The sequence below is a fragment of the Nocardioides agariphilus genome, from assembly GCF_015352445.1.
Classification (GTDB): domain Bacteria; phylum Actinomycetota; class Actinomycetes; order Propionibacteriales; family Nocardioidaceae; genus Nocardioides; species Nocardioides agariphilus.
In genome coordinates, this window is the sequence record NZ_JADKPO010000024.1 from 29,530 (window position 1) to 47,642 (window position 18,113).

Consider the following 18,113-nt stretch of genomic DNA (forward strand, 5'->3'; position numbering starts at 1 on the left):
AGCGAGTTATTTCCACTACAGCCCTGTTCGCGGCGCGTTGTGCGTCCTATGCTGCGGAGGCCCACTGGCCGGCGTCGGTGGGCGAGCGCCTGTCAACCACATCCCGAGAGGACTGCGATGAGCCTGAGCGACACCCAGAAGATGGCGATGCGGGAGATCGAGGACCTGACCCCGTCCTTGTCCGACTTCCACATGGACATCTGGAGGTTCTCAGAGCCCGCCTGGCGCGAGTACAAGTCCTCCCAGCACTACGTGGAGCTGCTGCGGCAGGAGGGCTTCGAGGTGGAAGCAGGGTCGGGCGGCATGCCGACCGCCTTCCATGCCACCTGGGGTGACGGCGGACCGGAGATCGGCTTGTACGCCGAGTACGACGCGTCGCCCGGCAGCTCACAGGATGCGACCACGTTCAGGAAGCCGCGAGAAGGTGCTCATACGTGGGCCCCCGGGTTCACCGACGCGCACTGCGCCCTGGGTGTGGGTGCCCTCGCCGGTGCGCTGGCCCTCAAGCGGACACTCGAGAAGACGAAGCAGCCCGGCCGCATCCATCTGTTCGGCGAGTGCGCGGAGAAGGTGTGCGGCTCCAAGGCCGTGCACGCAGCGAAGGGCTACTACGACACTCTGGACGCCTCGATCAGCTACCACCCGCTGTCGTTCACCACGGCGCTGTGGGACATCAGCAACTGCATGAACTGGGGCGTCGTCTTCACCTTCGAGTGCCCCGAGGACGAGCCCTGGGTGGACAACTCGGCGACCAAGGCACTGCCCTGGGGGCCGCATGCAGAGGTGCGTTCGCCGGGAACGCTGGACGCGCTCGCGCTGATGATCACCACGACCCGGTTCACCAAGGAGAACATGTTTCCTCCTACCGGTTTCTGGACCGTCAACGAAGCCGTGCTGAACGGCAGCAACGCGACGGCCGACAACCAGGCGCAGCGCATCGCCCAGATCCACTACGCCGTGAGGTCGCCGCTCATCGAGGTCCAAGAGCAGATCATCGAGATCCTCCGGCGCAACGCCAAGCATGTCGCGGCGATCACGAACTGCCGCGTGTCGATGCGCTGGGTGACCCGCACTCGTCCTGGCTTGCCCAACCACGCCCTGGCCGACGCGGTGTTCCGCAATCTCGAGTCCATCGGACCCGCCAAGTTCGGGCCCGAGGCCTACACGCACGGCCGGGCCCTGGAGAAGGAGCTCGGACTCGAGGTGAGCGACGATCCGTTCGACGACCTCTGCCACGTGGTGACACCACCCACTGTCTGGGACGACCTGCAGAAGCAGGCGCTGCCGCCCTGGCAGGAGTGCGTGGGCGCCGATGACTACACGGAGTACTCCTGGCACTGCCCGACGGTCCGCTTCCACACGGCGAAGCCGATCCTGCGGCAGAACACCACCCTGACCCACTGGGCGAACAACTCGATGAACGGCATCCGAGCGGCCATCGACCCGACCTGGATCTACGGCGGACAGACGATTGCGGCGACCGCGCTCGACCTCATCGAGCACGACGCGCTGCTGGGCACTGCGACCGACGAGTACAACCGCCGTCGCGAGACCGCCGACGCGCGCTGCCTGACTCCCCTGCTGCCTGCTGACTTCGACCCTCCGACCGACCTCCCCTGGCCGGAGTACGTGACCACCGAGCGAGGCTATGAGTACCAGCTCGGCTCACCACGCAGCTTCGGTGAGCGCCTGGAGTGACGCGAAGGTCAGGTTGTGGTGCTTCCCACCTGACCGGCTCGGCATCCGGCAGCGTCCCCAGATGAGGACGCGTCTGGCGGCGCTGGGGATCTTGACGGCCTACGCCACGCTCTCCCTCCAGAACGTCGGGATCACCATCGCGATCCCGCTGGGGATCCGGGAGCTGGGGACGGCCGTCGATCTGGGGCCTACCTACGCCGTCTTCCTGGCCGGCAACATCCTGGGCATGGTGGCCGGCGGCGCACTCTCACGCCGCTGGGACATCAGTCGGACGGTGTTGGTGGCCACGGTCATCAGTACGTGCGGCTTGGTCGTCGCGGCGTGGGCGCCGGTCCTGTTAGTTCTCGTCGGGTTCCGCGGGGTCCAGGGGGTGGGAGCGGGGCTGTCGCTGGTTGCTGTCTACATCGTCGCGGTGCGCCTGTTTCACGGCGCCGCCCGGGCGCGCATGCTCGGCGTGCTGTCCACTGCTTGGATCCTTCCGGGCATCCTTGGTCCGTCATTGGTGGGTGCCATCGCCGACGAGGTCGGCTGGCGGTGGACGTTCGTCATTGCGGCGCTGGCTCACGTGCCGGGCGGCGTGGCCGTGTGGCTCAGCGCCAGGCAGCTCTCGAGCGAACCCGCTGCGGTGCCAGCCAGGTCACCTCTGCTGCCGGCTTCGGCCGTCGCCGCGGGGATCGTCGGTCTCGCGCTCGGTGAGACGGGACCGGGGCCGCAGCTCGGGCTGGTGGCGGTCTCAGTCCTGCTGATCGTCGTCGCCACGCCCGCGATGTTGCCTCCGGGGACCTTGACCGGACGCCGAGGGGTGCCCGCCGCGATCGCCATGCGGGGGCTGCTCGCGGGTGCGTTCTTCGGCGTGGAGGCCTGGCTCCCCCTCATGTTGATCGATCGCTACGGCTTGTCCGTGCGCGATGCGGGGCTGATCGTCGGCACGGGCGGGGTGGCGTGGCTGTGTGGAGTTGCCATTCAGGCAAGGTCCGTGGCGGGCACAGCGCAGCGCCGCGTCGAGGTCGTGGGCCTGGGCGCGAGCCTGATCACGCTGGGGATGGCGGGAATGGTGGCGGCGATCTTGCTCTCGGGGTGGTGGTGGCCCGTCGGCCTGTTCTGGTCCGTCGCCTGCATGGGGATGGGGAGCGCGATCCCCACCGTGTCCGCACTGGTCTACGACTTCTCCGCTCCGTCCAGCCACGCGAGCAACACCGCCGCCCTGCAGTCCTCGGACGCCTTGGGCTGCGCACTGGTCGCCAGCGTCTGCGGGTGGGCCTTCGCCCGCGCGAGCGCGGGGGGAGCTGAGCACTCGTACTCCGTGGTCTTCGTCGTGGCGGGCCTGGTCGGGTTGGCCGCACTCTGCGTGGTCGGCCGGTTGCCCCGGTCTGTGTCGTCCGACGAGCAGAGTGCCAGCCGGTGACTCTCCGGCCGATCACGGCTCGCGGCGACCGCTCCGGCTCGGTGGGGGTCGCCATCCTGGCGCTGGCGATCGGCGGCTTCTCGATCGGGACGACGGAGTTCGCGACGATGGGCCTGTTGCCCGACATCGCCGCATCGATCCATCGTTCGATCGCCCAGACCGGGGACATCGTCAGCGCGTATGCCTTCGGCGTCGTGATCGGGACACCCCTGCTTGCTGGTCTCCTCGCCCACCTCCCCAGGAAGGGCGTGGCCGTCGTGCTCGCCATCTCGTTGGCACTCGGCAACGGGCTCAGTGCTGTCGCGACGACCTACCCCACGATGTTGGTTGCGCGGTTCGTTGCCGGGGTTCCCCACGGCGCGTACTTCGGAGTGGCCTCTCTGGTGGCCGTCTCCCTCGTCCCTCAGGGCAGACGGGGCCGTGCCGTCAGCGCGGTCATGATCGGCCCGGCGGTCGCCATGATCCTCGGGGTCCCCGCGGCGACGTACCTCGGGCAGGCCTTCGGCTGGCGGGCGACCTATTGGCTGGTCGTCGCGATCGCTGGTGCCGGTGCCTTGTCGATCCTGGCTTGCGTCCCACCGACCCCCGGTGACAGCTCTGCCAGCCCGCGCAGGGATCTGCGCGTCCTGTTGCATCCACAGGTCGTCGTCGTCGTGGCTTCGGGAGTCGTGGGATTCGGCGGGATCTTCGCCATGTACTCCTTCATCGCCCCCCTCGTCACCGATGTCGCCCAACCGGAGGCCTTCATCCAGACGCCGCGGCCGTCAGGATCACGCACGGACGCGTGACCCCAGACCATGTCGCCGAGGCCAGCCCGGGCAAGAGCGCGCGAGGCGTCCACGACGGCGGCGATGCTGACGTCGCTCACCGGAACACCAAGGACTTCACGACGACTGGCATAGCCCTCGACGCGTCATTGGGCGCACCCACGTCGACGTACTCGAAGTCGGTCAGATGCAGCCCGTCCAGTACCAGCAGGGGCGAGGCCACCCCGAGCTCCTCGACAAGGATCCGGCCGAGGGTCATCGCCACATCCGCGTCGACGATGAGGATCGTGGGTGCGGCAGCCTGGATGCGCGCGGCAATCCCGTCGCGGATGCCCTCGGCGAGCGCGCGTAGCCGCGCATACTCCGATCGCCCCGACCATGCCAGTGCCACCGCGAGGGTCTCCCCTGGAGCCACGGCGTCCAGCTTGGCGAGGCGTCGCTCGATCGCGGCCGACACAGCCTGGCCGTCGTCACAGGACCCCGCGTCGTAGGCCGGCCGGACGACCGGGACGTTGCGGCGTGGCAGCGTGAAGGTGGGCGAGGCGTAGGTCGTCAGGCCGCTGAGCTGCACGGTGTAGCCAGCAGCACCGAGCACGGTCGCACGAATGCGTTCGTCGGCGGGCCACGTCGGCACCGCGAAGCCGGGAGCTGCGGTTCGCTCGCGCAGAGACGTCCCGATCGAGCCTCCGAGGTCGCCGAAGTCAGGCGACCCACGGCCCTCGACGTACTCCCCCACACCACCGGAGAAGACCAGCGCGTCGAACGTCGGCGAGTCCGCGATCGGCTCGGTCAGCCACCAGCGACCACCGCCGCCGGAGATCGCGTCGAGGACCAGGTCTGCCAGCACGCCTCCCGCCTTGTCGAGGACCTCGGCGTCGATCGGTGCACCCATCTCGAACCAGCCCAGGCCCCCGGCACCCAGCGGCCCGTCCACGTCGAGGCCGACCACCAGTCCGTCGGCGACCACGACGTGCCGCGATCCGACGTGGAGCGCAGCCGTCTGCTCGACGACGCCATCGCGCACGACCGAGAACTTGGCGGTGCCGCCCCCGATGTCGATGTTGAGCAGGGTTGCCTTCCGCTCGGCCGACAGTCGGACCGCTCCAGATCCGTGCGCCGCAAGCTCGGCCTCCATGTGGTGGCCGGCAGCCGCGACGACGAAGTCGCCCGCGTGACGCGAGACGATCTCGGAGACACGCTCGGCGTTGACCCGCTTGAGCGCGTCGCCGGTGATCAGCACCGCGCCCGTGTCGACCTGTGCGGGGTCGACGCCGGCGGTGCGATAGGCAGCGTCGAGGATCGCCCCCAGTGCGGCCCCGTCGATGGCACGGTCCTCGTCGTACGGCGTGAAGCTCACCGCCGACTCGAAGAGCATCTCTCGGTCCACGACCACGAAGCCGGTGTCGAGGCCCGTCGAGACGCGTTGCAGGTGCAGCTTGGTGAAGGCGACCTGCGTGGTCGCCGTACCGATGTCGATGCCGACGCTGAGCAGGACGACGTTGTCCTGTCGCCACAGTGGGTACTCGGGCCCGACCTCGTCCGTGTGGAGCTCGCGCGGGTCGCCAGGGGCGAGCGGCGGCTCGTCGGGGTCGAGGAATGCGCTCAACCCGTCGTCCGGCCCTCGGGCTCGGGCGGCAGGTCGACGAGCTCGGCTGCGTAGGCCGCGTCCATCGCGGGGGCCAGGCCGTTGGCGGCAAGCGCACTGACGAAGGTCTCGCGCACGACCGACGACTCGTCGACGTAGTCGATCTGGTCGCCCCCGATGCGTCGACTGATCCAGGCTTTCGGCACTCCCTGGGCGTTGCGGATCGAGACTCCCTCGTGCTTGAACGCGAGGTAGCGGGCCGGCACTGAGCCGGTGTTGAAGTGCTGGTGGAACCACATGTTGGGCGGCACGATCAGCGATCCCGGCTGCCAGTCGTAGCGGCGAGGCTCCTCGCCCTCCGGCCACATCAGGCTGTAGCCCGTGCCGGTCAGCATGATGACGTGGGCGCCCGGCCCGTGGCGGTGCCCCTTCTTGTAGGTGGCGACCGGGAACTCCGAGATGTGGCTGTTCATCGAGCCCTTGGCCATCGAGAACCTGATGTGACCTCCACCGGCGCCGCGCTCCCTGGCGTGGATGAGGGGCAGGTTGACGGCGTCGGCGACGAAGTTGGTCTTCAGCAGCAGCCCGTCGTGCTCGTCCTTGTCGGCGAAGTAGTCGGCCTCCCCGGCGAAGCGATGGAGGAAGTCGTGGGGCGTGCCGAACACGAAGTCGACGTCGTCATAGAGGTTGAGCACCGGCGGAAGGTTCGTCGAGGAGACGAAGCGGGCGGGCCTCGTGCCCGCCCCGTTGAAGTGCTGGTGCCAGGCGTTGAGCGGGATGGCGAAGATCGATCCCGGCCCCCACTCGAAGGTCTGCTCCTGACCCTGGTCGTTCCAGACGGCGGTGGAGCCATGCCCGTCGAGCACCAGGATCATCTCCTCGAACAGCTGCCGCTGCGGGGCGAGCTTGCCGCCCGCCGGGATCTCGCAGACGTAGCAGTCGTTGGAGGTGCGCGTCGCCTCGTGGTTGATGAACACCCCCGCGCCCCCACGGCGCGGCCATGCTTTGAGCTCCACGGTGTGCAGGTCGGGCACGTAGTGGGCGGCGATGATGTCGAGGCCCTCGTCGTGGACCCACCGGACGTACGGCGAGTCCTTCTCGGTCGCGAACTTCTGGGCCAGCTCGTCCGACACGAGTGCGTCCGTCACGCGGACTCCTTCCACGACAAGGGCCGTGACCTGCCGGTCACGAAGTGGGCCAATGGTATTACCTTCGGGGATCGTCCGGAAGTCCACCCCGCCAACGCACTGGTCCGAAGCCTGATTAATGGCTGGTGGGTCATACCATTGGCATGGCGGCACGGGGGTCGCCCCGACGAGAGGACCGACGTGGCGGGCAGGGAAAGCACGAAAAGCCAGGTGACCGATGGCCTCTTCAGCCCGGTGACCAACGAGCGGGTCTCCCAGCACATCGTCGACCAGATCAAGTCGCTGCTCCGCGACGGCAAGCTGGTGCCCGGCGACCGGCTCCCCAGCGAGCGCGAGCTGTGCGAGCGCTTCGGCGTCAGCCGTGTCACGGTCCGCGAAGCCCTGCGCGTCCTCGAGGCCGGCGGCTTGATCCAGATCCGGGTCGGCGCTCGCGGCGGCGCCTTCTTCACCTCGCCCACCGCCGCTCGCCTCGGCGAGGGGCTCGCCGACCTGCTGCAGCTCTCGCCGCTCACGGCAGCCGACGTCACCGAGGCCCGGATGGTCTTCGAGCTCGGGATCATCCCCTACGCCGTGGAGCGCGCCACCGCCGAGGACATCGCGGACCTCCAGGTCTTGGTCAAGGAAGCCGAGCAGGCGTTGAAGAACGACGCCTACACGATGGACATGTCGGCCGCCTTCCACACCAGGCTCGCCTCCTGCACGCACAACCCGGCGATCGAGATGCTGGTCCAGAGCTTCCACGGCCCGCTGCTGATGTCGTTGAACGAGGCCCGGGTCAACGCGCCGTTGATGGGGCGCAAAGGCACGACCGAGCACGGCCAGCTCGTCAAGGCCATCGAACAGCGTGACGTCGAGGCCGCCATCAAGGTGATGAAGACCCACCTGCAACGCACCGCCTCGCGCGTGGAGTCCATCGACGAGTGAGGCCGGCTCACAGCTGAGCCGGCAACGGCCGCCGGGCCGTGAGCGACGGCAGCACCATCAGCGCGCCGGCCAGCGCCATCGCAACCCCCAGCGGCGCGACCAGCACCAGGCCGGCCACACCCACCGGGGCGACCATGAGGGCGGCGGCTCGGAAGGTACCTGCGACGGCCACGGCCTCGGCCCGCTCACCGGGCGCCACGGACTGCGTGGCCATCGCCGGACCCAAGGTCTGGAGCACACCGGCTCCCAGACCCGAGACCGCGAGGAACACGGCTGCCAGCACGGGGACTCCGGCAGCCGGGACCACCACGGCGATGCCGGCGGCCGCCCCCAGCGTGGAGGCGACGTAGGCGCGGCGGAGCTGACCGTCTCGCACCCTGCCGGCAGCAGCCGACCCGGCGATGGATCCCGTGTCGGCGCACGAGACCAGGATGCCCACGGTGCTGGTGCCGGCACCGGCAGCGGTCAGCGCGACCGGAACGTACGACGAGAGCAGCGCCCGCCACGCCCCCGCGGTGACACCCGCCCAGCAGCCCGAGTCCACACCGGGGCGTCGCCAGAGCCGCCCAGGCGGACGGTCGGCGGGCGGCACGAACACAGGCATGCGACGCAGCATGAGCGCCGGACCGCAGCTGGCCAGGGCGATGGCCGCAGCAACGGCGAGCGACAGGCTCAGTGAGATCTCGCCGAGGGCCCCCGACAGGCTCGGGCCGGCCACCAGGCCGATACCCGAGAAGAGGTTGACCCGGGCCAGGGCGCGGCGGCCCTCGCTGCCGGCCTGGCGCAGTACATGCGTCTGCAGGCCTGTCCAGAAGCAGGCGCGCGAGACCCCCTGCAGCAAGGCCGCCGCCAGGAAGGGAGCCAGTTGGTGGGAGAGGACGATGGCCAGGTCGGAGACGGCCAGGAACCCCCCGGCGCCGACCACCAGGGTCCGGTCGGCAAGCACGCGCATGACCCGAGCCAGGAACAGCCTGCTGGTCAGCTGCGCGGCTGCCGACAAGCCGACCAGCAGCCCGACGTCGGTGCCCGAGTAGCCCGCGTGCAGGGCAGTGAGCGGGAAGGCGACCGTGGACATCGCCAGGCCGAGTGCGTAGACGCCGGACGCCGTTGCGGCCATGGGGGTGGATCTCGACATCCGAACCTGTCCATGTAGGGTCTAATTAGCATACCATTATATGGTCCTACCCGATCGACACAGGAGATCCCAGCAATGCCCGCAGCCGCGAGCGCCCATGGCGACGGCACCCTCATCGTGGGTGCCAGCCAGGCCGGCGTACAGGCGGCTGCCACCCTGCGAGAGCACGGGTACACCTCGCCGATCGTCCTGGTGGGCGACGAGCCGTACGCGCCGTACCAACGCCCACCACTCTCGAAGGGCTACCTCGCCGGCACCGCCTCGCGGTCCACGCTCGAGTTGCGCGCCGAGTCCTACTACGCCAGCGCGGGCATCACGGTCGTGACGGGCGAGCGGATCGTCGAGGTCCGTCTGCACGACGCGGAGGCGGGGAGCGGAGCCGCGGTCGGTGAGGGCGGCACCCCGCATGCCTTCGACCGGCTCATCCTGGCGACCGGCGCTCGACCGCACCGGCTGCCGGTGCCAGGTGCCGATCTGGACGGCGTGTGCTATCTGCGCGGCATCGACGACGCCGACACGTTGACCCGGAGGTTGCAGGGCGCCAGCCACGTGACCGTCGTGGGCGGCGGGTTCATCGGACTGGAAGTCGCGTCCTTGGCCAGGACAGCCGGGCTCTCGGTCGACGTCGTCGAGGCCGCCGAGCGCGTGCTGCCCCGGGCCGTGGCCAGTCTGACGTCGGACTTCTACCGCGGGGCGCACGAGCGCAGGGGCACACGCGTCCACCTGGGAGCGGCCGTCGACCGCATCGAGGGCACCAACGGTCGGGCCACGGCCGTGCGGCTCACCGACGGGCGACGGCTGCCGACCGACCTCGTCGTGGTCGGGATCGGGGCGCAGCCGGCCACCGAGCTCGCCGACCAGCTCGGCTTGGCGGTCCAGGGCGGCATCGTGGTCGACGGCGCTAGTCGGACGAGCATCGCGACGGTGCTCGCGGCCGGCGACTGCACCGCGATGTCCCACCCTGCGGGAGAGGTCGGGTTGGTGCGACTGGAGTCCGTGCAGAACGCGGTCGCCCAGGGTCGGCAAGCGGCGCTCGCCATCCTCGGCCGGCCAGACCCGGTGCCCGCGGTGCCGTGGTTCTGGAGCGACCAGTACGACCTGAAGCTGCAGATCGCCGGTCTCCAGCAAGGTCACGACCGCGTGGTACTGCGCGGGGACCCCGACACCGAGCGGTTCTCGGTGCTCTACTTCAGCCGGGACCGGCTGATCGCCCTCGATGCGGTCAACTCCCCGATCGACTACATGACCGCCCGCAAGGCACTCGCCAGAAGCTTGACTCTCGATCCAGCCCTGGCCCACGACCCGGATGTGCCGCTGGCCCGCCTGCTGGTCCCTGTCGCCGACACCACCTTGGCGCCGCTCGCTTAGCGCCGGCCCGACGACAGGCGCCGCGCCAACCGGGGATAGACCCGGGCGACGTTGCCGGCCAGCAGCTTGGCCCGGTGCTCGGCCGAGATCGGTGTCTGGTCGACGTAACGAAGCGTGTCGTCCCAGTGATGACCGGTCCTGGGATCCACGCCACGCACCGCCCCGAGCATCTCGCTCGAGAACAGCACGTTGTCCTCGGGCATCACCTCGAGCAGCAGCGCCAGCCCGGGCTGGTGATAGACCGCCGTGTCGAAGTAGACGTTGCCCAGCAGGTGCTCCTCCAGCGGTGGCCTCCCGAGCCGGTCGGCAAGTCCGCGAAAGCGTCCCCAGTGGTAGGGCACGGCACCGCCCCCGTGCGGGATCACCAAGCGCAGCGTGGGATATCTCGAGAACAGGTCACCCTCGAGGAGCTGCATGAACACCGAGGTGTCGGCGTTGAGATAGTGCGCGCCGAGCGTGTGGAAGGCCGGGTTGCACGACGTCGACACGTGGATCATGGCGGGTACGTCGAGCTCGACCATCGCGTCGTACAGCGGGAACCAGAACTCGTCGGTGAGCGGAGGGGACCGCCACCAGCCACCTGACGGGTCCGGGTTGAGGTTGCAGCCGACGAACCCCAGCTGGTCGACACACCGGCGCAGCTCGGCGATCGATGACTGCAGGTCGCCCGATGGTGTCTGTGGCAGCTGGGCGACCCCCGCCAGGCTGTCGGGGTGCAGGACGGTCAGCCGGTGCACCAGGTCGTTGCAGGCCCGGGCCCAGGCCACGGCGACTGCCGGGTCCTCGACGTGGTGCTCCATGCCCGAGGCCTGCGGGGAGAACAGCAGCAGATCCGTGCCGCGCTCGCGCATCACCCGCAGCTGGTTGGCCTCCACCGCCTCACTCAGCTCGTCGTCGCCGATCGGCGCCGGCATCGGCACCAGCCCTCCGGGCTCGGTCAGCCAGGCCAGCTGGGCCTTGCGGAAGGCCTGGTGCTGGGGAGGGCTCGTGGTGAAGTGTCCGTGGCAGTCGACGACCGTCTCAGCGCTCATGAGGCGCCCCACGGCAAGACGCTGACATGGATGGCGTCATCGAGTCCTTGACCTAACGTGCGGATCGCCGTATCGACCTCGTCGAGCCCGAAGGTGTGGCTGCCGAGCTCGTGCAAGGGATAGCGCCCCGACGCGATCACCTCGAGGGCGAGCTCGCAGGCTCGGTAGCGGTGCCCGCGCGCGCTCTTGATGGTGATCGCCTTCTCAGTCATCAGCTTCACCGGGAAGTCGGGGAACGCCGCGAGCTCGCCTTGGATCACCATCACCCCCTCCCGCCTCTTGAGTGCCTGCACGCCGAGGAGCACGGGCGCCGTGCCGGCACCTGCGGTGCAGTCGAGGACGACGTCGACGCCGCGACCACCGGTCAGGTCATGGACCGCGGTCAGCGGGTCGGTCTCGGAGATGTCGAGCACGTGGTCCGCACCCAACCGGCGGGCGAGCTCGAGACGGGCGCGGTCGCGCGCCGTACCGGTCACGACCACCAGGCTCGCCCCGGCCTGGCGGCAGGCAACCACCTGCGAGAGGCCCTGTTGCCCGGGCCCCTGGATCAGCACCGTCGTGCCGGCCGCGACACCGGCGGCGAACAGCGCCCACTCGATGCCGTTGGACATCGGCGTCGCGAGACCTGCGAGGTCAGCGGGCACGCCGTCAGGGACCTTGTGCAGTACGGCGTTCCACGGCAGGTACATGTACTCGGCGAACCCGCCCCAGAGGTGGTGCTCGTTGTCGGCAGAGGTGTAGCCGTAGCGGCGGGCACCAGGGTTGGTGCGCCAGTCGGTCAGCTCGCAATGCCGGTACTCGCCCTCATGGCACCACTCACAGCTGAAGCAGCCGACATAGTGCTCGACGAACACCCGGTCCCCGACGGCCAGGCCGTGACGCCTCTCGAATGCTGCTCCCGCAGCTGCGATGGTGCCGACGTTCTCGTGGCCCATGATGACGGGCGCCTCGAACGGCGGAGACGCGTACATCTTCACGTCGGTGCCACAGATGCCCGCGACCTCGACCTTGAGCAGGGCACCGTCGGCCGGCAGGTCCGGCACCGGGAACTCCCGCATCTGGGTCACTCCCGGCGCCACCCGCACGGCGGCTCGTACCTGGTCGCTCACCGGCGCTCCTCGCTCTCGCGCCATTCCTGCAAATGGCCTTAAGGTATGACCATCATATGCCGCGAAGAGAGAGCGGGTACAGCGTGACCAGTCCCACGGGGCCGGTGCTGATGCTTCAGGGCGTGAGCCGCACCCAGGGCAACAACGCAGCGCTCAAGGACGGGAGCATCCAGCCCGTCGGCGTTGAGCTGTCGTTCATCGAGGAGCCGGTGCTGGTCCGCGCCTTCCGCGCCATGGTGCGCGAGCTGACCTACGACATCTGCGAGATGGCGATCACGACCTACCTCTGCGCCCGTGAGCACGGCGTGCGCTTCACCGCGCTGCCCGTGTTCTTGGTGCGCGGCTTCCATCACGGGGCATTGCAGGTGCTGCGCGACGGTCCTGTGCGGACGGTCACCGATCTCGAAGGGACCGAGGTCGGCGTCAACCGCGGGTACACCGTGACGACCGGCGTCTGGGGTCGCGGCCTGCTGGCCGCCGAGCACGGCCTCGACCTCGATGCTGTCACCTGGCGTCCGTCCGGCGATGAGCACGTCGTGACCTACCAACGCCCCGGCAACGTCCGACCGCTCTCGGGCGACCGGCCGTTGCTCGACCGTCTCCTCGGCGGAGACCTCGCAGCTGTCGTGGGGGCAGACCTCGACCATCCCGACGTCGTCCCTCTCCTGCCCGACCCCGACGCGGCAGCGCTGCGGGCGCTGCGCGAGCGAGGAACATGGCCGATCAACCACCTCGTCGTCGTGCGCGACGACGTCCTGGCCGAACGTCCCTGGGTCGCCCAGTCGCTGTACGACGCCTTCACCGCAAGCAAGGACCAGTACGTCGAGCGCTTGGCCGCCGGCACGCTCGTCGCCCCGACAGTGACAGACGCGCTGCATCGTCTGGTGATGTCCGAGACCGGCAGCGATCCGCTGCCCTACGGGCTCGACGCCAACCGCAACGTGCTCGAGCAGCTCATCGACATGGCCCTTGCCCAGCACATCCTGAGTGAGACGCCGGCGTTGGAAGCGCTGTTCGCGGACGTCACCTGACCTCAGTGACTCGCCAGGAACTCCAGGATCCGGGCAGGTGCGCTCTGGTCGGTCTGCTCGGCGACCGGGACGTCCCACAGTTGTGAGGCCGGCAGGCACTCGTGCAGGAATCGGGCGGCGGACGGCGCGTGGGAGTCGTCCTCGCCGGGGACGATCAGGGCCGGCACGTCGAGGGTGAGCATGTCCTCGGGTTCGGGCCCGGGCACGGAGTCGCGGTCGAACAGGAGCCGGACCGTGCCGAGGAGCTGGGTGACGTAACGCTCGACGTCGAGGCCGGAGTAGGCCTCGGCGAACGCGTCGTCGTCGCGGATCACGTGCGCCCACGGGCCCAGTCGCGGATCGGCGGAGAAGCCGGCGATCGTCGAGCGAGCCAGGTCCACGACGCCCGCGAGCCCCGAGGCGCGTACCTCGGCGAGGTGGACGGCGAAGCGCTCGTGCTGCTTGAGGCGGTACTTCGCCCCACCTGCCGGCGAGTAGAGCACCAGGCTGCGCACCCGGTCGGTGTGGGCCACGGCGACGGCGACAGCCGAGGAGCAGCCGACGCAGCCGCCGATCAGGTGCGCGCGGTCGATGCCGAGATGATCCAGCAGGCCGACCGCCTGGGTGACGTAGTCACCCCAGCCGATCCGCTCGACGCGTCCGCCCGACCGGCCCGACTCGCGTCGGTCGAAGCCGATGCAGGAGTAGGACTCCGAGAGCTGTTCGACCAGACGCAGCCGTCGGTAGATGCCCACCGTGCGCCAGCTGTCGAGGCTCGAGTCGAAGCCCCCCGGCGAGAACATCAACAGCGGCGGGCCCTGGCCAGTCACCTCGAAGCGGGTGGAGATGCCATCGATGACGGCATGCGGCATGAGCCCTCCCGACAACCCTAGGCGGAGGGCGGCGAAGCGACGCCGCCCCTGATCTGGCGGCCTGAGCGTACGTCGTCGGCGTACGACGAGATGGCGTCGTGGGCCAGCTGCGCGACGTTGACGTACGCATCGGTCGGTGTCGCGTCAACGCCGGAAGCGCGGTAGCCGATGGCTGCCGTGGCCATCCGGATCCGCCCGTCGAGCCACGGGCCGCCACCGAAGCCGCCGAGCACGGGGATCCCGACGGCTGCGGTGACGACTGGCCCGACGAGCGGACCCGAGTTCGTGAAGTTCAAGAGGCTCGCGCCGGCCGACTCCAGGCGGCGCGCCTCGGCGACCATCTGGTCGGTGAGCTCGGCCGGCACCTGCTCAGCGCTCGACGCGGAGCCGGAGTAGGTCACGCCGTACCTCAGCGCCGTCTGTGGCGTGATCCCGAACTGGGCGAAGACCGGGATGCCGGCGGCGACGACCGCCTCCACGGCCTCGGGGTGGTCGGCAGCGCCGTCGAGCTTGACCATGTCGACCCCGGCCTCCTTGACCAGCCGGATGGCCGCTCGGACCGCGACCTCCGGACCCTCCTGCAGCGGGCCGAAGGGGAAGTCGCAGCTGACCAGCGCCCGCGAGACGCCACGGCGTACGGCCCGGGCGACGATCACCATCTCGTCGAGGGTGATCTCGAAGGGGTCACGGTGACCCCACAGGTTCACCCCGACGCTGTCGCCCACCGACACGATGTCGACGCCGACCCGGTCCACGATCTGCGCCATCTGGTTGTCCCAGACCACCACGCAGACGCTCTTCTCGCGGTCGGCCTTCATCGCCGCGAGGTCCGCGAGGGTGACCCTCGACCCAGCGCTCATGCCCGCAACGCCGTCAGCAGGTGGACCAGGTCGTCGGGCTCGGCCGGCACGAGGAGCACGCGGGCGTAGGGACGCAGTGAGGCCAGGGCGCCGGCAACGCTCGAGCCCGACCCGAGCACCAGGCCGGCCGTCGTGATCCCGCGCAGCGAGCACGCGAGGCCGATGTGGGAGGCCGCGGCCGCCCCGTCGTCGTTCGAGGCGACCATGACGGTGACGTCGACCCCCTCGAGCTCGTCGCCCAACCGCATGCCACCGCGGTCGAGATCACGCAATCTCAGGTCGTCAGGGTCGGGGAGGTCCGCCGCCTCGGCCGTGTCGTCGCACGCGTAGAAGCGAGCCGTCCGCCAGGGCTCGTGGGCCGCGTCGGCGACGACCTGGACGCTGTCGTCGTCGAGCCCGATGACCCGCGCGGCGCGACACGGTGCGATCGGCACGTCGATCCGGAACCGCGACTCGGCTGCCGTCGTGGCACGAGCGCAGCTGTTGTGGAGGATCGGCCGGGCCATGTCCTCACACCGTGGTCTGGGCGACGCCGGGACGAACGGATGCGTCCTCGGCCGTGGCCTCCATGAAGGCGACGTCGTGGGGCAGCACGACCGAGACCGAGCGGACCCGGTGGTGCTCCGGGTCGACTCCGGGAGGTACGACGCCATCGTCGGTCAGTGCGATCACGGCCTTCCGCAGCTTCTGGCGGGCCTTGATGATCCCGGTGTCGGTGGCCACCAGCCGCTCCTTGGTGCGATCGACGATCGGCCCCATGGACTCCTGCAAGGAGGCGTCCTGGATGGCGATGCCCTTCACTCCCGAGTAGTGCTCGTTGCGCTTCTGGGCCTCACGGTCCATCAGGTAGTCGTTGTCCTTGTTGGCCATCGGACGGTAGGTGCCGGGAATGTTCTCGCTGTGCACGCCATGGCCGGCGCGCATCGCCGACCGTTCGTCGTCGGACAGCGGGCGCACCGGGTGGTAGTCGAAGGTGTACACCCAGCAGTTCTCGTCATCGATGGGCACCCAGATGTGGCCGTGCACGGGGTGGTCGGCCCGCGGCGGCACCATCGTGAAGCTCGGCATCACCCACGGCGTGATCCGCCAGTAGTAATGGCCCTCCTCGGCGTTGCGGCGCGCTCCGATGAACAACCCACCCGGGGTGTCGGTGACCTCGAAGTACGGCTTGAGGTCGCCCTTGTTGTAGTCGTTGCCGCGAGAGCCCTTGAACAGCGGGTCGGTGTTGAGCTGGCCCGAGTGCAAGAAGCTGACGTGGCTGGAGTCGATGCCGCCCTCAAGCGCCTGCAGCCAGTTGCTCTCCTGCCAGCGCTTGGAGGTGTAGGTCTGCGACTCCGGCACGTGCACGAACTCGTACTCCGGAAGTGGCGGCTGGCTCTCCGGGTCGCCGAGGTAGGTCCACAAGATGTCGCCGACCTTGACCAGCGGGTAGGACTTCAGCTTCACGTTGGCGCAGAAGTTGCTGGCCTCGGGCTCCGAGGGCACCTCGAGGCACTGGCCGGTCACGTCGTACTTCCAGCCGTGGTAGGGGCAGCGCAGACCGTTCTCCTCGTTGCGCGCGAACCAGAGCGAGACGCCGCGGTGGGCGCAGAACTCGTCCATCAGCCCGTAGCGACCCGAGGTGTCCCGGAAGGCGATCAGCCGCTCGGAGAGGATCTTGACCCGGACCGGAGCGCCGTCGTCCTCGGGCAGCTCCTCGGCCAGCAGCGCCGGCAGCCAGTAGTGGCGGAAGAGCTCGCCCATCGGCGTACCAGGCCCGGTCTCGGTCAGCAGCTCGTTGATCTCGGGACGTAGCAACGTCGTTCCCCTTCAGTCCGAGCCTGGCGGTCAGGCGGCTGTCGACGCCGTGAGCTGTCGTTTGCTCGGTTTGAATGTTAGTCCATTAGTGCGCTACAGCGCCACGGTCCCTTTCGGCTCCCCCTGCGCGAGTTGCGCCGCCCGCACACGCGAGTTGCGCCAAGTGCCGGGCGGGCGAGGCAGCGAATGGCGCAGCTCGAGGGTCCGTTTCAAGCAAGTCGCGCGGGCGCTTCGAGCAACTCGGCGTCAGGCGGGAGGAGGGACGTCGACCGTCAGGCCGTCCAGCTCGTCGGTGATGACCACCTGGCAGCCCAGACGGCTGGTCTGCCGGCGCTCAGCCACGCCCAGGTCAAGCAGGTCCTCCTCCATGTCGCCGATCTCGCCGCTCAGGTCGACGTACTCGGGACGCAGCCAGACGTGGCAGGTCGCGCAGGAGATGTGCCCTCCGCACTCGCCGACGATGCCGGGAACGCCGTTGCGCACGGCGGCGGTCATCACGGTGTCACCCGCGTCAGCGTCGACGGATCGTCGGAACCCGCTCGGATCGACGTAGACGACCTGGGGCACACACCCTCCTGTTGTATGGACTGACCAATATACCTTAATCTCCTACTGTGCACATCGCAGTGGCCGCCGATCACAACGGGCTCCCCCTCAAGGCCGAGCTGGTCCGTCGGCTCGCCGCCGACGGGCACGACGTCATCGACCGCGGCTCCCACCTCGAAGGCGTCGTCGACTACCCGCTGTTGTGCTTCGCGGTGTGCAGGCTGGTGGTGTCGGGCGAGGCCGACTGGGGTCTGGTGATCGGCGGCAGTGGTCAAGGCGAGGTGATCGCCTGCAACAAGGTGCGCGGTATCCGCGCAGGACTGGGCTACTCCACGTTCGCGGCAGAGATCTCGCGTGGCAACAACGACGCAAACGTCTTGGTCCTCGGCGCCAAGGTCGTCACACCGGAGCTGGCCTTCGACGTCATCACCACCTGGCTCGAGACGCCGTTCAGAGGAGGCGTCCACCAGGCGCGGCTCGACCAGATCGCTGCTCTTGAGTCCCGACCGTACCCGGGTGAGGACTGGCGTCAGGACTGACTGGGGGGTATCTCGACGACCATCCCGTCGAGCTGCTGGCTGACCGGGATCTGGCACGACAGGCGGCTGCCCTTGCGGCGGTCCGACACCCCGAGGTCGAGCATGTCGTCCTCGAGGTCCTCCGCCGGCCCGACCAGCTCGAGGAACTCGTCGGAGACCCACACATGACAGGTGGCGCAGGACCTGTTGCCCCCGCACTCGCCGATGATCCCGGGTACGCCGTTGCGCACGGCCGTGATCATCACCGAGTCACCCACCCCGGCGTCCACCACCCTTCGCTCGCCGCTCGCGCTGACGTAGATGACCTTGGGCACGTGCG

18 protein-coding genes are annotated in these 18,113 nt (G+C 69.3%); 7 read left to right on the plus strand and 11 right to left on the minus strand.

What is annotated here, in order from left to right; genetic code table 11:
• Positions 1 to 117: 117 nt before the first annotated feature.
• The 3 genes from ISU10_RS16475 to ISU10_RS16485 all read left to right on the plus strand — a co-directional run bounded on the left by ISU10_RS16475 (position 118) and on the right by ISU10_RS16485 (position 3,891).
• Entirely contained in the window at positions 118 to 1,698 is a 1,581-nt protein-coding gene (locus tag ISU10_RS16475; protein ID WP_194697514.1) for a zinc-binding metallopeptidase family protein, read from the plus strand.
• Positions 1,699 to 1,759: 61 nt separating this feature from the next.
• Positions 1,760 to 3,103 (plus strand): MFS transporter, encoded by a 1,344-nt coding sequence (locus tag ISU10_RS16480; RefSeq protein ID WP_194697515.1) that lies wholly within the window; start codon positions 1,760 to 1,762, stop codon positions 3,101 to 3,103.
• 41 nt (positions 3,104 to 3,144) lie between these two features.
• Positions 3,145 to 3,891 (plus strand): MFS transporter, encoded by a 747-nt coding sequence (locus ISU10_RS16485; protein ID WP_370865545.1) that lies wholly within the window; start codon positions 3,145 to 3,147, stop codon positions 3,889 to 3,891.
• A 76-nt stretch (positions 3,892 to 3,967) separates the two neighbouring features.
• On the opposite strand, the gene ISU10_RS16490 is transcribed toward ISU10_RS16485, so the two are convergent.
• Both ISU10_RS16490 and ISU10_RS16495 read right to left on the minus strand, forming a co-directional pair.
• The gene (locus ISU10_RS16490; protein ID WP_194697516.1) at positions 3,968 to 5,476 is read right to left on the minus strand and encodes an ethanolamine ammonia-lyase reactivating factor EutA; all 1,509 of its coding nucleotides are present in this window, start codon (positions 5,474 to 5,476) and stop codon (positions 3,968 to 3,970) included.
• The gene (locus ISU10_RS16495; RefSeq protein ID WP_194697517.1) at positions 5,473 to 6,603 is read right to left on the minus strand and encodes a cupin domain-containing protein; all 1,131 of its coding nucleotides are present in this window, start codon (positions 6,601 to 6,603) and stop codon (positions 5,473 to 5,475) included. Before ISU10_RS16495 ends, ISU10_RS16490 begins: the two co-directional genes overlap by 4 nt.
• A 210-nt stretch (positions 6,604 to 6,813) precedes the next feature.
• Between ISU10_RS16495 and ISU10_RS24190 the strand changes: the two genes are divergently transcribed.
• Complete coding sequence (locus ISU10_RS24190) at positions 6,814 to 7,527, plus strand: FadR/GntR family transcriptional regulator (protein WP_370865536.1); 714 nt, start codon at positions 6,814 to 6,816, stop codon at positions 7,525 to 7,527.
• Positions 7,528 to 7,534: 7 nt separating this feature from the next.
• Here the strand turns inward: ISU10_RS24190 and ISU10_RS16505 are convergent, their stop codons facing one another.
• Complete coding sequence (locus ISU10_RS16505) at positions 7,535 to 8,644, minus strand: MFS transporter (RefSeq protein WP_194697519.1); 1,110 nt, start codon at positions 8,642 to 8,644, stop codon at positions 7,535 to 7,537.
• 93 nt (positions 8,645 to 8,737) lie between these two features.
• Here ISU10_RS16505 and ISU10_RS16510 point away from each other — a divergent pair, with 93 nt between their 5' ends.
• Positions 8,738 to 10,030 carry an NAD(P)/FAD-dependent oxidoreductase gene (locus ISU10_RS16510; RefSeq protein WP_194697520.1) on the plus strand — a complete coding sequence of 431 codons (1,293 nt, stop codon included), beginning with the start codon at positions 8,738 to 8,740 and terminating at the stop codon, positions 10,028 to 10,030.
• Here the strand turns inward: ISU10_RS16510 and ISU10_RS16515 are convergent.
• Both ISU10_RS16515 and ISU10_RS16520 read right to left on the minus strand, forming a co-directional pair.
• Complete coding sequence (locus tag ISU10_RS16515; protein WP_194697521.1) at positions 10,027 to 11,061, minus strand: amidohydrolase family protein; 1,035 nt, start codon at positions 11,059 to 11,061, stop codon at positions 10,027 to 10,029. The two genes, ISU10_RS16510 and ISU10_RS16515, sit on opposite strands and share 4 nt — an antisense overlap.
• Positions 11,058 to 12,170 (minus strand): zinc-dependent alcohol dehydrogenase, encoded by a 1,113-nt coding sequence (locus ISU10_RS16520; RefSeq protein WP_194697522.1) that lies wholly within the window; start codon positions 12,168 to 12,170, stop codon positions 11,058 to 11,060. The genes ISU10_RS16515 and ISU10_RS16520 overlap by 4 nt, the downstream gene beginning before the upstream one ends.
• A gap of 83 nt (positions 12,171 to 12,253) precedes the next feature.
• Between ISU10_RS16520 and ISU10_RS16525 the strand changes: the two genes are divergently transcribed.
• Positions 12,254 to 13,201, plus strand: coding sequence for a substrate-binding domain-containing protein (locus ISU10_RS16525; protein ID WP_228501179.1), 948 nt, complete (start codon positions 12,254 to 12,256; stop codon positions 13,199 to 13,201).
• Positions 13,202 to 13,203: 2 nt separating this feature from the next.
• Here the strand turns inward: ISU10_RS16525 and ISU10_RS16530 are convergent, their stop codons facing one another.
• The 5 genes from ISU10_RS16530 to ISU10_RS16550 form a co-directional block, all read right to left on the minus strand.
• Positions 13,204 to 14,052 carry an alpha/beta fold hydrolase gene (locus ISU10_RS16530; RefSeq protein ID WP_194697523.1) on the minus strand — a complete coding sequence of 283 codons (849 nt, stop codon included), beginning with the start codon at positions 14,050 to 14,052 and terminating at the stop codon, positions 13,204 to 13,206.
• Between the two features lie 17 nt (positions 14,053 to 14,069).
• Complete coding sequence (locus tag ISU10_RS16535; RefSeq protein ID WP_194697524.1) at positions 14,070 to 14,912, minus strand: 3-methyl-2-oxobutanoate hydroxymethyltransferase; 843 nt, start codon at positions 14,910 to 14,912, stop codon at positions 14,070 to 14,072.
• A complete protein-coding gene (locus tag ISU10_RS16540) occupies positions 14,909 to 15,418 on the minus strand; it encodes a 3-methyl-2-oxobutanoate hydroxymethyltransferase (protein WP_194697525.1) in 510 nt (169 codons plus the stop codon). The genes ISU10_RS16535 and ISU10_RS16540 overlap by 4 nt, the downstream gene beginning before the upstream one ends.
• Positions 15,419 to 15,422: 4 nt before the next feature.
• Complete coding sequence (locus tag ISU10_RS16545) at positions 15,423 to 16,709, minus strand: aromatic ring-hydroxylating dioxygenase subunit alpha (RefSeq protein ID WP_194697526.1); 1,287 nt, start codon at positions 16,707 to 16,709, stop codon at positions 15,423 to 15,425.
• A 246-nt stretch (positions 16,710 to 16,955) separates the two neighbouring features.
• Entirely contained in the window at positions 16,956 to 17,276 is a 321-nt protein-coding gene (locus ISU10_RS16550) for a 2Fe-2S iron-sulfur cluster-binding protein (RefSeq protein WP_194697527.1), read from the minus strand.
• Between the two features lie 47 nt (positions 17,277 to 17,323).
• On the opposite strand from ISU10_RS16550, the gene ISU10_RS16555 reads away from it, so the two are divergent.
• Positions 17,324 to 17,794 carry an RpiB/LacA/LacB family sugar-phosphate isomerase gene (locus ISU10_RS16555; RefSeq protein ID WP_194697528.1) on the plus strand — a complete coding sequence of 157 codons (471 nt, stop codon included), beginning with the start codon at positions 17,324 to 17,326 and terminating at the stop codon, positions 17,792 to 17,794.
• Here the strand turns inward: ISU10_RS16555 and ISU10_RS16560 are convergent.
• Positions 17,785 to 18,108 (minus strand): 2Fe-2S iron-sulfur cluster-binding protein, encoded by a 324-nt coding sequence (locus ISU10_RS16560; protein WP_194697529.1) that lies wholly within the window; start codon positions 18,106 to 18,108, stop codon positions 17,785 to 17,787. The genes ISU10_RS16555 and ISU10_RS16560 overlap by 10 nt on opposite strands.
• Positions 18,109 to 18,113 lie beyond the last annotated feature (5 nt).

Bases quoted from the DNA above. Each gene is read 5' to 3' on its own strand.
- ISU10_RS16475 (WP_194697514.1), top strand. From the start codon at position 118: ATGAGCCTGAGCGACACCCAGAAGATGGCGATGCGGGAGATCGAGGAC.
- ISU10_RS16480 (WP_194697515.1), top strand. From the start codon at position 1,760: ATGAGGACGCGTCTGGCGGCGCTGGGGATCTTGACGGCCTACGCCACG.
- ISU10_RS16505 (WP_194697519.1), bottom strand. From the start codon at position 8,644: ATGGCCGCAACGGCGTCCGGCGTCTACGCACTCGGCCTGGCGATGTCC.
- ISU10_RS16510 (WP_194697520.1), top strand. From the start codon at position 8,738: ATGCCCGCAGCCGCGAGCGCCCATGGCGACGGCACCCTCATCGTGGGT.
- ISU10_RS16515 (WP_194697521.1), bottom strand. From the start codon at position 11,061: ATGAGCGCTGAGACGGTCGTCGACTGCCACGGACACTTCACCACGAGC.
- ISU10_RS16530 (WP_194697523.1), bottom strand. From the start codon at position 14,052: ATGCCGCATGCCGTCATCGATGGCATCTCCACCCGCTTCGAGGTGACT.
- ISU10_RS16535 (WP_194697524.1), bottom strand. From the start codon at position 14,912: ATGAGCGCTGGGTCGAGGGTCACCCTCGCGGACCTCGCGGCGATGAAG.
- ISU10_RS16540 (WP_194697525.1), bottom strand. From the start codon at position 15,418: ATGGCCCGGCCGATCCTCCACAACAGCTGCGCTCGTGCCACGACGGCA.